The sequence below is a fragment of the bacterium genome, assembly GCA_016786595.1.
GTDB lineage: Bacteria > Bdellovibrionota_C > UBA2361 > SZUA-149 > JAEUWB01 > JAEUWB01.
The window spans coordinates 91532-104941 of record JAEUWB010000053.1; the positions used below are offsets into that span (position 1 = coordinate 91532).

Annotated in this window: 10 protein-coding genes and 1 tRNA gene; 2 read left to right on the top strand and 9 right to left on the bottom strand. The window is 45.3% G+C overall.

From position 1 onward, the window contains the following. The first annotated feature begins 207 nt into the window (after positions 1–207). Positions 208–1089: a hypothetical protein gene (locus JNK13_08980; GenBank protein MBL7662869.1), complete on the top strand. Its 882-nt coding sequence runs from the start codon at positions 208–210 to the stop codon at positions 1087–1089. Between the two features lie 142 nt (positions 1090–1231). Here the strand turns inward: JNK13_08980 and uvrC are convergent, their stop codons facing one another. Genes uvrC through JNK13_09005 form a run of 5 tightly spaced genes read right to left on the bottom strand, consistent with a single transcriptional unit; the run spans position 1232 to position 8166 of the window. Continuing rightward, positions 1232–2923 (bottom strand): excinuclease ABC subunit UvrC, encoded by a 1692-nt coding sequence (uvrC, locus tag JNK13_08985; protein ID MBL7662870.1) that lies wholly within the window; start codon positions 2921–2923, stop codon positions 1232–1234. Further along, positions 2916–4934, bottom strand: coding sequence for an NAD-dependent DNA ligase LigA (gene ligA, locus JNK13_08990; protein ID MBL7662871.1), 2019 nt, complete (start codon positions 4932–4934; stop codon positions 2916–2918). The genes uvrC and ligA overlap by 8 nt, the downstream gene beginning before the upstream one ends. Beyond that, positions 4900–6153 (bottom strand): glycosyltransferase family 4 protein, encoded by a 1254-nt coding sequence (locus JNK13_08995; protein MBL7662872.1) that lies wholly within the window; start codon positions 6151–6153, stop codon positions 4900–4902. The genes ligA and JNK13_08995 overlap by 35 nt, the downstream gene beginning before the upstream one ends. A gap of 5 nt (positions 6154–6158) precedes the next feature. Continuing rightward, the gene (locus JNK13_09000; protein ID MBL7662873.1) at positions 6159–7322 is read right to left on the bottom strand and encodes a glycosyltransferase; all 1164 of its coding nucleotides are present in this window, start codon (positions 7320–7322) and stop codon (positions 6159–6161) included. 13 nt (positions 7323–7335) lie between these two features. Then, entirely contained in the window at positions 7336–8166 is an 831-nt protein-coding gene (locus JNK13_09005; protein ID MBL7662874.1) for an inositol monophosphatase, read from the bottom strand. Positions 8167–8227: 61 nt separating this feature from the next. Here JNK13_09005 and JNK13_09010 point away from each other — a divergent pair, with 61 nt between their 5' ends. Further along, positions 8228–8827, top strand: coding sequence for a lytic transglycosylase (locus JNK13_09010; protein ID MBL7662875.1), 600 nt, complete (start codon positions 8228–8230; stop codon positions 8825–8827). On the opposite strand, the gene JNK13_09015 is transcribed toward JNK13_09010, so the two are convergent. The 4 genes from JNK13_09015 to rpoD all read right to left on the bottom strand — a co-directional run bounded on the left by JNK13_09015 (position 8817) and on the right by rpoD (position 13229). Beyond that, on the bottom strand, positions 8817–10421 hold the full coding sequence (locus JNK13_09015) for a glycosyltransferase family 39 protein (GenBank protein ID MBL7662876.1): 1605 nt from the start codon (positions 10419–10421) through the stop codon (positions 8817–8819). The genes JNK13_09010 and JNK13_09015 overlap by 11 nt on opposite strands. 157 nt (positions 10422–10578) lie before the next feature. Continuing rightward, the gene (locus JNK13_09020) at positions 10579–10728 is read right to left on the bottom strand and encodes a hypothetical protein (protein ID MBL7662877.1); all 150 of its coding nucleotides are present in this window, start codon (positions 10726–10728) and stop codon (positions 10579–10581) included. Between the two features lie 263 nt (positions 10729–10991). Next, positions 10992–11068: transfer RNA gene (locus tag JNK13_09025), tRNA-Ile, on the bottom strand. Between the two features lie 100 nt (positions 11069–11168). Continuing rightward, positions 11169–13229: an RNA polymerase sigma factor RpoD gene (gene rpoD, locus JNK13_09030; GenBank protein ID MBL7662878.1), complete on the bottom strand. Its 2061-nt coding sequence runs from the start codon at positions 13227–13229 to the stop codon at positions 11169–11171. Positions 13230–13410 lie beyond the last annotated feature (181 nt).

A 13410-nucleotide genomic window follows, 5' to 3' on the forward strand; every position in this document is an offset into this window, starting at 1 on the left:
CTCATTCTTGCTCTTTGAAATCGTAAAAAAGTAGAGATTTTGTTTTCTATCTCAGTTTAGTTGCAAAGCCACGCAATCAAGCTGAGGTAGAGAGCTGTTTATTGAAGGTTTTAGCGACGAGGAAAATTCAGCCTCTCGAGAATTTACCCCAGAGAATTTGCTTGTAGCTAGTGAACTAGCATCAGGCAAATTCTCGAGGGTAAGAAAATGATCAAACCGTACGAACTAGAACCAAAACTTAGCATTCAACGACCAGGCGAAAGGCCGTTTCGTATCCTTGTGACAGAGGAAGGGCGACGACCTGGCGAGCTTATGGCCTGGGATTTTGTCAATCGCGCACTATATGAAGCAGAGCACTCCGGTGGTAAAAAACTCGTGATTGCCACACAAACTGGTGCCACTGCATTGCCTTTCCAGGAGGCTTTGGTTGAAGCAAATAATCATGGTCAATTTCTTTTCTCAACACTCGTTGGGATGGGAATTGTGATTGATGAGTTTGCTGGTGCTGGGCTTGACACGCCGTGGGGTTATCTGAATTGGCAGATGGAAAAACTCTACAAGCCTGTTGGCATGAACCCTACAAAGATTCTTTGCCCAGGACCAGATAACTTCCTCACGCTCGATCAGACCATTGAAAGACTTGGCGGCATTGACTTTGCTTTTGGTGGCATTGGCCTTCCTGCAAGTGCACATTATGCTTTTCACGAAACTGGTGTGCCACTTAAAACTGGCTGTCACCTAGCAACGCTTCATGAGGCGACAAAAGCTGCCAATCAAGATTACATGCCCCCTGGCATGAAAGTCCCGGACTGCGGGTATACGCTTGGAGTTGCTACTGTCGTGAGCCATGCACGTCATATCTGCATTGCTGCCGAAGGCGAGTCGAAGATTGAATCTGTTGTGCGCGCTCTCACAGGGCCAATTGCAGCTGATTGTCCACAGAGTGGGCTTAGGATCGGCTCCCCGGATACGATTCCAGAACTTGTTCCCTGCGAAGGAGGGACTTTGACTTATGTCATTTGTCCTCAGATCTGGGCGGCACTGGAGGGTCCACTTCTACTTGGCCAACTTGCTCAAGCTGCGCGTTAAAGTCTGACGACGAAGGCTCGAGAGCGGTTTTAGATCTTTCCCAGGTTTAGAAAACAGCTCTCGAGTTTATTTAAATTATTTAGGACCTAGTTAAGGATAAGTTGCCAAATCCTCTTATCGAAGCCAGTCGAGGGGAAGCAACTCACGTTGCCACGCGCTTTTTTCTCAATGATTTCCGATGTGAGGCATTTACAAAACGATGAGCTTCGTCGCGAATACGCCCAAGCATTAATAGCCCCGGGTCATTAACGGCGAGATTTAGTTCCACTTTAACACCTGGCACAAAAACTCGGTCCCGCACCCGATATCCACTTTGACTCGACTCATAATGACTTTTAAGCGCTCGCTCCTTAGCAAGGGCAATTATCGGAAAAGTCTTTGTACAAACCTGATCACGCGCCTCAAGTGCCTTTGCTAATTGCTCCCTTCCACCATCAATCACAAGCAAGTCCGGTAATGCATTCTCAGCAACCAAGCGCGAAAGATGCCGTCGCACTACTTCATAAATCGAATCAAAATCATTCGGCTTACCTTCCTGCGCTAATTTAAAGAGTCGATAGCGCGACTTCTCAGGAATTCCATCCTTAAACGCAACCACGGCTCCAACAGTAGACTCGCCTTGAAAATGCGCAATATCGATACACTCAATCACCCGCGGCATGCCCTCCAATCCCAGCGCCTCTCGAATCAAATTCAAACTCTGGTCAATCGCACTCGCTCGATAAGCTCGTGCATTAAAATTCTCGCGAGCGTTTTCATCAGCAAGCAAAAGAAAATCATGCTTCTTTCCACGTTGTGGATAACTAATCTTGACCGCCCCACCCTTGCGCTCAGAAATTATTTCTCTTAAAGCGCCGACTAACTCGATCTTAAATGGTAATAATATCTCTTCAGGATAGCTATCCGCCTGCAAATAAAACTCCGTGAGCGCAGTTGATAAAATCTCATCATCTGGCACTTGCATATTAAAAAGCTCAAACGATTTGACATCCTGAATCCGATTCGCACGCGTGCGCAAGTTTACAATTTCGGCCTGGTCTCCTTCGCGATATATCCCCCAGGCATCAATCTCGCCTGCTAAAAATCGATCAAGCGGTCGCTCCTTTTGATAAACCTTCAGAAGTTCGATGCGGTCACGCAGCGCTGCTGCTTCTTCATAGCGAAGTTCCTCGCTCAAAAACTCCATTTGCAGTTCAAGTCGCTGCTGGATTTCCCGAGTTTGGCCTTGAAGAATCGCCTTAGCCTCAGCCAGCCACTCAGCATAATCAGCTTTCGCAACGGCTATGCAGCACGGCCCGGCACAGCGCTTAATCTGATATTCAAGACACGGCCGCACACGATTTTTCATCACCTTATCGGAGCAGGTCCGTAGCGGCACAACACGCTTAATTAGTTCCAACAATGTTCTCACTTCACGCGCAAACGGAAATGGTCCGAGATATTCAGCCCCGTCACGCTCGACCTTGCGCACAAGCTCAAGGCGCGGCCACTCCTGACTATGATCAATCCGCACAAGCAAATGCGCCTTATCGTCCTTAAGCCTGATGTTGTAACGCGGCTGGTAGGTGCGGACTAGATCGGCCTCAAGCACCAGTGCTTGTCTTTCGTCATGCGTAACAATCGTCTCCAAAGAATCGACTAAGCCCATCAAGAACTGAATGTTATAACGGCCATCCCCATGCACACCGTCTTTACTCGCGAAGTAGCTACGCACACGATGAAAAAGATTTTTAGCCTTACCAATGTAAAGAACCTTGCCGGCTTGATCGCGCATTAAATACACGCCCGGCTTTTTCGGGATTTCCTGAAGACGAATTGAAGTGACTTTAGACACGAGCTAAAAACTCACTCTCGTTAATGATTTTAATCCCAAGATTCTGGGCTTTTTCGAGCTTCGACCCCGCATCACTTCCTGCAACAACTAGCGTTACGGACTTAGAAATGCTATTAGCCACGCGCCCACCTTGTGCTTCGACAAGTTGCTTTGCCTGGTCGCGACTCAGTTTTTCCAGTCCACCAGTAAAAAGTACGACTTGCCCTACAAAATTCCCAGTTTGCGCGCGTTCTACTACTTCAATCACAACGCCCCGGGCAAGTAATTCTTCAATCAGCTCAACTTCGTTCTGATCGTGAAAAAATTGGCGAATAGAAATGGCAATTTTTGGACCGACTTCTTCAACGCTTAATAGCTCCTCCTCGCTTGCGTGCCTAAGCTTGTCTAAGTCTTGAAAGCGATCGGCTAATAATTCTGCAGTTCGCTCTCCTACAAAACGCAGTCCTAAAGCATAGATGAATCGTGACAAACTAATGTGCTTACGCGCTTCAATCGTATCAAGTAATTGCGTTACTGATTTTTCACCCATCCGCTCAAGTTCAAGTAAACGCCCACGGTCCAGCGTGAAAAGGTCGGGGATTTTCTGCACTAGTCCTGATTCTAATAGTTGCGTAACGAGTTTGTCGCCCAGCGATTCAATGTCAAAACCTTTTTTTGAGACAAAGTGTCGAATCCGCTCTTCAATCCGCGCTGGGCAGTGCTGATTCGGGCAAAAAACTTGAATACCAGTCTCTGTGAGTTTCACTGCGGAATTGCATTCCGGGCAATGCGTCGGATATTCGAATTTTTTTTCCTTGCCACTACGCTTTTCTGGGTAGACTTGCACAACTGCAGGGATCACGTCACCTTGACGGCGAACCAACACAGTGTCACCGATACGAATATCTTTTCTTTCGATTTCTTCACGGTTGTGTAGCGTTGCACGCTTGACTAAAACTCCACTTAGTCTCACCGGCTCTAGCTCTGCAACCGGTGTTAAAACTCCCGTGCGACCAACTTGAATCGTAATTTCGTTTAATTTAGTAACTGCTTCACGCGGAGCAAATTTGACGGCCACAGCCCAACGTGGGCTACGACTACGAAAACCGTACTGCTCCTGGAGACTAAAGTCTGAAATTTTCACAACAAGTCCATCAATCTCGTAAGGTAATTCGTCGCGAATTTGTTCAGTAGTTTGATAAAAGTCGATGATTTTTTGCTTTGCTGTAGTCGCAAACCAGTTATCTTGCACATTAAATCCAAGGTCTTCTAGCAAACGTTGCGCATCAATTTGAGACTTAATCGGCAATGCTTCTGAACTAAGCACCTGATAAGCGAAAAACACAAGTTCACGCTGGCGGGTAACACTTGCATCAAGTTGTCGCAAACTCCCGGCTGCTGCGTTTCGTGCATTGGCAAACTGCGGCTCATCAGCGGCGAGGCGTCGATTATTGAGCTCTACGAAATTTTTCGTATCGATCATGACTTCACCACGCACTTCCAGCCGTGCAATCGGTGTTCGAATAGAGTGAGGAATATTTTTGATCTGGTAAGCGTTACGCGTTACATTTTCACCAATTTTCCCATCGCCACGCGTGGCGGCAAGTGTTAGCTTACCCTCTTCATAGACAAGCTCTAAGCTCAAACCATCAAACTTATATTCAACGGTGTATTCAAGGTCAGTGCGCCCAAGGTCCTTTTCAGAGCGCGCAAAAAAATCATTCAGCTCCTCAACTCCAAAGGCATTGGCAAGCGAAAGCATCGGCTCGCGATGTGGCGCGGGAGAAAAAGTCTTATCAATTACGCGATGACCAACCCTGAGAGTTGGCGAATCTGGGTCTGACAGACTGGGATATTCATGCTCGAGCGCTTCAAGTTCACGAAAAAGTTTATCGTATTCAGCGTCAGAAATCGCTGGGCGGTCTTCGAGATAATAGCGGCGATTTGCTTCCTCGATTAAAGCACGTAGCTCTTTTATCCGGTTAACTATTTCCGGCTTAATATTGAGTTTGTGCTTGTTCGCTACGGTCATCTGATTTCTGGGAAAATCCAAATTTTTCTAGTGCCTGTGAAAAACGTTCAATCACAGCTTCCCAGGCATAGACTTGTTCTACATATTTTTTACCATTTTGCCCAAGACTCTCTTGGAGCAGCGGATCTGACTTAAGCTTAGAAACTACAGCAACAAATTCGCGACTATTTGCGAAATAGAGTCCACCATTGGAATTAACTACGTGCTCACGTGGCACAACTGAGTGAGCATGCACTAGCACGGGCACTCCAGTTAGCCAGGCTTCCATCATCACAATTGAAAACGACTCATTGAGCGAAGGCTGACAGAGCGCAAGTGCTCCTGCCATTAAATCAAGTTTTTCCTGCTCACTTACAAACCCTAAGTCAATTACACCCCCTGGAAGGCTTGGTCGAAAATGAACTTCACCAGATCCAATTAAAATTAACTCGAGATCACTGTCTCCAGTCGTGGTGCGATATGTTTCAAAGTACTCAATTAAAAGTGGCAGATTTTTCCCCTGCTCTTTTCTACCGGAGTAAAGTAAATAAGGCTTGTCCCGCAAAAGACTCGGAGTTTTTGCACTTGGGAAGTGTCTAGGCGTAAAGCCCATACCCACGACTGCGCTTTTATCAGTAAAATGCTCCAGCGCAAACAAACTCTGCGCAAGCTCCATTTCTCCCTGAGCATTAAAAATTAAGCCGCGCACGGCTTTAAAAAGCGCGCGGAAAACCGTCTGGTAGGCGTAGTGTTCATCATGTAGGCACGGAATCAAAATTGACTTTTCAGGATAAATAAATGGCCCCCAAAATGAAGTCGGGAAAAGATAAGGGGCAAATAAAATCAGATCGACGTCTTTTCCGGCATTACAAATATGGGCGTATAGATCTTGAGAATTAACACTATTTGTCAGCCATTCTAATTGATCATCAACGGCAAGAATCTTCCCGGACTGCATTTCCAGTTCATGCTTGATAAAAAGCTCTAAATTTCTCTCTGAGACCGCGAAGCGCGTAACCTTAATTCCCTCTTCAATGCTTTGCCCTGCAGGCAAATCATTAGCCCAGGTGCGGTGGTCAATCGCGCAAGTCGTCCAAACTTCAATCTCGCTGACAAGTTCAGGATGATTTTTTAAAGCCTGCAATAACTCATAGACTAAAGTCTCAGCCCCGCCTCCAAGGGATTTTCCATAGCGCGGAAGCACTGCGACAAGTTTATGAATTAGTGGAGAGTGGGTCATGTTCTTTAAATCCAGGAAAAATCTCGAACAGTCTCAGCGTACCACAAGGACCGATCAAAACTCTCTCCAAAGACAGTTTTAATCAATTCTGCTCGTGCTGCCTGTTGTTGGCTCCGTCTTTGGTCGGCAAGTTGCGTTTGTAGTTGCGCAGTTTTTTCAAGCACACGCTCTAAATCAGCAACAACAGATTTTGTATCATGAAAAAGCTCGAGGTAGCGTTTGCCGGCTTGCTGCAAATCCTTGCGGTCAATGCGCACGTCTTGCAGCGCTTGAATCACATTTTCAACCTCTCGCACTTCAGACAAACCGAGCCGAATCTTAAAAACAAGTTCGCGCGGTAAATCTGCGCTTGGACCAAAATCGGCGCAAAGCACTGGGACCCCTGCTGCAACTGCTGCATAGACTTCCGGGTCAAGGGAATGCCTAGTATCTAGGCAAAGCGCTGAGTAGAGTGAGAAATTTTGAATCTCGGAATAACGCTGCAACCTGTCCTTAATTAAAACAGATTTAATGACAATTTTTGTAGCGCATGCACTAATTAGCGCTTCGATTTCGCGCTCTTCTGCTTCGCTGCGAGCAATCCAGGTGATTTCAAACTCTTGATTCGCCCCCCACTCAGACTGAAGTATATTTTCCAACGCATTTCTTAACACGTAGAAACGATTATTACGCTCAGGCAATCCACAAAGCCCTAGCCGAAAGCATTCAGTGTCGGGAAAACCTTTACTCTCAGCGACTATCCAGGGCATTGCAGTTTGGCCGATGTATCCAGTGAAACCTCTAGCGCGAATGCCGTGTGCAGCTGGGGCATTAAATACCATTGCTGCAGCTGAAAGTGGGACTGTGTCGATTGGAAAATCATGCACAACTAACACTCCCGGCATTACTTCAGCTTGGAAAAAGGGTGTCCAAGCTGAACCGGGATTACTTTCAATTTGATAGACAAAGGCATCGAATTTAGCTTTCAAATCAAGGTTCAATGCTTGATGCAGGATTAAAACCTTCAATCCTAAATATGTCGCGGCTTCTCCAATGTCACAATAACTTTTATCATCAACTACAACTGTAATCTCATGGCGCTGAGCAAGCTCAGGCAGGACGCTTTGAGAATAAAGCGCCCCCTTGGAATTAGAACTTTGACCGATTGGGGAAAACCAGGCGATTTTCATAAAATTCTCAAGTCTAGACCCTGCCCTGCGTGGCTGCGGAAATAATTAAATCTTTAAGATCTGATGCAATTTTTTGGTTGCCGATAACTAAACCGTGACTTGCTAAATCGGGAATCAAGGCTTGCTGGTCGGTTTGCCTAAGAGAGTACTGCACGACTGCTCCTGCTTCTTTAGCAATTAGCACAGCTGCTGCAATATCCCAAGGGCTTAGCGATTCATACATCGCGTCCAAACGACCACAGGCAACGTAACAAATATCAAGCGACGCGGCACCGAGCCGTCTTAAGTCACGGCACTTTTCAGTTACAATACCCGCAACAGGAATCGCGCGTTTACGGATTTCTCGATTATAAGGAAACCCAGTGACAACCAAAGCACGGCTTAGTTCTTGACAATTGCCGCAGTTGATTTTTGTGCCATTCAAAAATGCCCCATTCCCTTTTACGGCATGAAACGTTTCCTGCGTGAACGGATTATGCACAAGCCCGACTTGGACCGAACCATGCAAGGCGTAAGCAATCGAAACGCCCACATCACGAAGCCCATAAGCGTAATTTGTAGTGCCATCGATCGGATCAATAATCCAAAGACCTTGGTCAGGATTAATTGCAGTCAAAGTCGCCTGCGTTTCTTCCGCTAGAATTTGGTCATCAGGAAAATGCTCTTTGATGCCCGCGATGATAATTTCTTCAGCCTTAAGGTCTGCTGTTGTCAGCAGGTTTGTCTCACTCTTAAATGATAGCTCAAAGCTTTGATTTTCACGCATTTCATGAATGACAGCACCTGCTGCCAGCGCAAGCTCATTGATTAATGCTAAAATTTGAGAAAAATCTGCTTTAGTCACGCAACACCATCCTGATAGCGGCCGATAATATATATGTAAACTAACAAAAGGAGAAAAGCACATGGACCCTATATTTTCGAGCGTAGCTACGCCCGTGACCACGCCTACGCCGGTTCCTAGCATGAAAAATGCAGAAAAATATCCCGCACTGAGTTCAGAATTTATTTCAGGAGTTAAGACCATTTCCAAGGAATTGGGTGCAAATCCATTGCACCTCATGGCTGCAATGAGTTTTGAAACCGGAGGTACATTTTTGCCGAACGTGAAAAATCCGGTTTCGAGTGGAACTGGCTTAATTCAGTTTATGAAAAATACGGCGATTGGACTCGGATCATCGATCGAGAAACTGCGAGAAATGACTCGCGAGGATCAGCTTCAGTACGTATTCAAGCATTTCTTACCGGCGAAGGGCAAAATTCAGACTTTAGAAGATTTATACATGCAGATTCTCTGCCCAGCTGCAGTTGGAGCATCAAAGCAAAGCGAAATCTTTAATACTGACTCAACCGGCAAGTGCGATCATTCAAGCGGCGCATATCGCAGCAATCAGGGTTTAGATCTTAATGCTGATGGTTCAATTACAAAATCTGAAGCGGTATCAAAACTCTGGAAGCACCTCGAGCGTGTCACGGAAAAATACGGGAAATATTTTACTGAGTAATAATCTGCTGCCCTAGCGAAGTTAAGTAAACTTCCGACAGTGGCACCCCTTCTCTAACTGTGCGATGAATCAGCTGCCATTTACGATTCATCGGACAGTTCTTTCTGTGGCGTCTAACCACAAAGTGCGCGTGATTGGGTTTTTTAACGATCGCAAAACGCTCGTCTAAAAATGGAATAATTGAATGCCGTGAATCGCAGACTAGGACATTTATTTTGCTAGCGCCAGAAAGATGCTGAGGCATATGCGCTAATATGCCTTGGGCTGCCTCACGATATGAGAGTGCCCAATAATCTAATTCAAATCTACGATACGCCCCAGCAATTCCCCCAACAAAGTTATTATAATAACTATACTGATAGGGATGCAGTTTAATGATTTTGATTCCAACCTGAAGCGCAAGCACCGTGACTGAAAGTAGCGTTACTCTGTACAGAAACATTTTTCCGGTTTGCTTTAATTTAAAAATAAAATACGCGCTACTTGCGCCACTTAACGCGGCAAGGATTAAGACTGAAAAGATAAATTGGCGATATCCTGAATAAATAGTTGAACCCTTAATCAAAGAAATGATCACTGGACCAAATCCTGCAATTACCGCGACAATCACTGCAATCAAACTCATCGATTTGTATTCTTTGCGGTAGAGTAAAATTAAACCTTGAATCAAACCTGTCATGCTAGCGGCGAGGAATAACTCCGGAAGTTGAATCAGCAAATACTGCAATAAATAATATCTGGGAATTTGATCTGCGGCATAAAACTCACCATCGAGTAAGGTGGTTTTTTTCCACGCAGTGTAATCGCTAAATTCCATCAGCGCAGTAATTGGGTTCGTAAGCGGCGCGCTATGCGCCCAGGGCCAAGCAAAAATCATTGTTAGGTAAGCCACGGTAACTGCAGGGAGGATCAAATATAGTAAAACGTGAATCAGAACACTGCTCAACCCATACTTTTGCCTAACTTTCGTTTCGAGAGTAAAGCACCAGAAAAGCACGCCTAGAACGTATGGCAAGATTAAAAATGCCCCAACAACTCTAATGCCAAGAGCGAGGCCGGTTACTAGTCCGAAAAGAATTACAGCTTTAGGTTTGATTTCTGGAAGAGCTTGCAAGAGTTTGAGATATAAATACAGCGACCAGATATAGCATGTTGCAAATGGTATATCTTTTGGATTGATAAAGATTGAGCCAAAATATCCTGGGGTTAAAATAATTATTAGCGCTGCAAATATTCCTGCACAAGGGCGGATTTGTTGATCGCTAATGAAGATTGTAGCTAATTTATAGACACCACAAATTCCGCAAAACCCAAATAACGCCCAAAGCAAATGGCGGGATTCATGCGGCGAGAAAGGGAAAAGTCTGGTTACAACCTCACCTAGTAGGTCTGCAGCTCCTCCGTAGTAACTGGCGTAACCCATATTCTGGGCTGTTTCGTCAGCAAAGCCTGTAGCAAAGTAGTTATATATAGCCTTACCGTATTCCGATCGACGATCTTCATCTGTTGATATTCCGTAATCTTGGAAGACGGCAAAAATCACGATCAACAACAGTATCATTCCAAAATAGATCGTAAACTTATGTGCTCGCATCGCGACTTAAAGAGTAGGTAATATTTTGAGCTTTGTAAAAGACAAAGAATAATCGAAATCTCTTTGGGATAACTATGAAACCTGTATTCGCAAAACAATGAAGGAGTTTTGGGTGCCTGCTTCCGGAGAAGACAAGCACCCACCGCGGAGACTTTAATCAGTCGCCGTGGACCGAAGCTGCGCCATTGTCATGTGCAGGATTCGGTGGACGTTGAGCGCTGCTTCGCTTGCGCTTGGCAACGACCAAGGCAGCTGCAGCTGCAGCCACAACGGCGACGACCGAAAAGATACCCAATTTATTCTTCATCTTGTCACTTCCTATTGAGCAAACTAGCTGTGCCTAGTATTGCCCTCGACCCTTTTGTTACCCCAAAAGAGATGGGAGATATTAGCACATTAAATTACAAAGAAAAAGACTCGCTTACTTATATTTTTCTTTTAGATACCCGATCGCGGCAACTAAGTTAGGAGTTTTTCGTCGTCGCCTCAACCAAAACTTTGAGTACGCCAAGTGAGGTGGTGACCTCGTAGCAGTTTAAGATCACAATGAAAATTCGAGCGAAGAAAGGTTGGTGGCCTCAGAAGGACTTGAACCTTCGACCCTCCGGTTATGAGCCGGGTGCTCTGACCAACTGAGCTATGAGGCCATGATGGGGTTTATATAATATCGTATACATCCAGCCAACTTCCTGTTTCTACCGAGATCGTTAGAAGATGTTCAACAAAAAAAGCCCTGCCGCTACCTGCCTACTTTTCCATGAAGTTTTTAAGTTTTTTTAGGCGACTAGGGTGCCGTAATTTACGCAGTGCTTTAGCCTCAATTTGTCGAATACGTTCACGTGTAACGTCAAAGCTCTGTCCCACTTCTTCAAGCGTGTGGTCACTCTTTTCGCCAATACCAAAACGCATTCGTAGCACCTTCTCCTCACGCGGAGTAAGTGTTCCCAACACATGACGAGTTTGCTCCTGCAGGTTGATATTAATCACAGCATCTGATGGAGATACCGCGCGCTTATCTTCGATGAAATCTCCAAGCTGCGAATCGTTATCTTCCCCAATTGGAGTTTCCAACGAGATCGGCTCTTTTGCGATTTTCAAGACCTTGCGAACTTTATCAACTGAGATATCCATTTTCTCGGCGATTTCCTCAGGCGTTGGTTCGCGTCCAAGCTCTTGAACAAGTTGCCGTGAAGTCCGCACGAGCTTATTAATCGTTTCGATCATATGCACAGGAATACGAATCGTACGTGCTTGATCGGCAATCGCACGCGTAATCGCTTGGCGAATCCACCAAGTTGCGTAGGTTGAGAACTTATAGCCGCGTTGATATTCAAATTTATCAACGGCTTTCATCAAGCCAATGTTACCTTCCTGAATCAGGTCGAGAAATTGTAAGCCGCGGTTTGTGTACTTCTTGGCAAGCGAAACCACCAAGCGCAAGTTAGCCTCGACCAGTTCGCGCTTGGCATTATTGACCTTGATTTCACCACGCAGCACAGTCTCAATCGAGCGTCGTAATTCATTCAGGGGCAACATGCATTCATACTCGATGCGTTGCATATTCGTGCGAACTTGATTGATTTCATCGGCAAGGTCGCGTGCTTCATTAGCTTTAAGCTTGAGGCGCCGCGTTGCACGCTTAAAAGCAAGTTGATTATTCTTATTAATCTCATCAACTGCTTCAAATAACTCAGTATCGTCACGACCAAATTCACGGCGGATGCGACTCATGCTTTTTTCGCAAGAGTCTAGGATTTCAATATAACCACGCATACGCACGATTACGCCGTCGTTTAACTTTTTAGAAAGTTGCAAATCAACAATTTTCTCCGCTCCACGGTCGCGCAGCCTGTCGTATTTTCGCTCTAGTTCGCGATAGGTTTTCGTTCCAGCTTCGGCCTTAATAAATGACTTAAAGATTTCGTCCAGGTTCTTTTTGGTTTTTTTCAGACCTTGCACATCTTTAAGGAATAGCTTTTTCTTTTCTTCGTCATCTTGCTGAATCGGAGTTGGAGCTTCTTCAACAACTTCTTCTCCATCTTCATTAACCTGAGGTTGTTCTAACTCTTCTTCTTCCTCTTCCTCTGGCTCTTGCTCTTCTTCATCGAAGATGTCACGCATGCGTAACTCTCCGGCCTTGATGCGCTCAGCTAGTTCGAGGATATAAGAAACCGTAATTGGCGAGCGATGAATTTCACGGTCGACTTCAATCTGACCAGCTTCGATACGTTTTGCGATTTCAACCTCACCCTCGCGCGTGAGTAGACTCACCCCACCCATTTCGCGCAGATACATGCGCACTGGGTCTGAAGTCTTTCCTACTCCAGGTGTTGCAGCTGTATCAGAAGCAAACTCGGCTTCAGGTTCGGCCACGCGTAACTGAGGATTTGCAACGAAATTCGGATCGGGTTCATCGTCGTTAACATCAACTTCAGAATCGCCTAAAAGATCGAGTAAATCATCGACCTCTTCCCCCTCTTCAGCTTCTGCGCCAATTGCTAGAATCGGCGCAGTAGTAGAGGCCTTCTTTTGTTCTGCAAGCTTAGTGGTGGGTAATGCCTTGACCTGCCCTTCCTTGGGGAGCTTTTCCTTTTCGCGGGCATCTTTTACTTTTAGATCTTTTGTTGCTTTAGCGGGAACAAGCTTAAGAGCCTGCTTTGTTGCAGGAATTTTTTTACTGCCAGTTGATTTTTTCAAAAGCTTTTTCTCTAGTTTTTTCTGGATATTTTTCTTCAACGAAGATTTTTTCTGAGCTAATTTCTTTTTGAATTTAAGCGCAGCTTGTTTTTTCTTTGGCGGACGACCCATTCTTATTCTTATTCCTTAAACTACAAAACATTTGTCAAAGTTTGTGCTTGCAGCTTTGACGTGAGAGATGCTGCCAGCTTGACAAAGCAATGTTATATTAAATACGCCAAGAAGTGTGGCGTATAAGACGAGTTTTTTTAATACTTCCAGGTAGTTATATCAAGTGCCTGTAATTGACCAG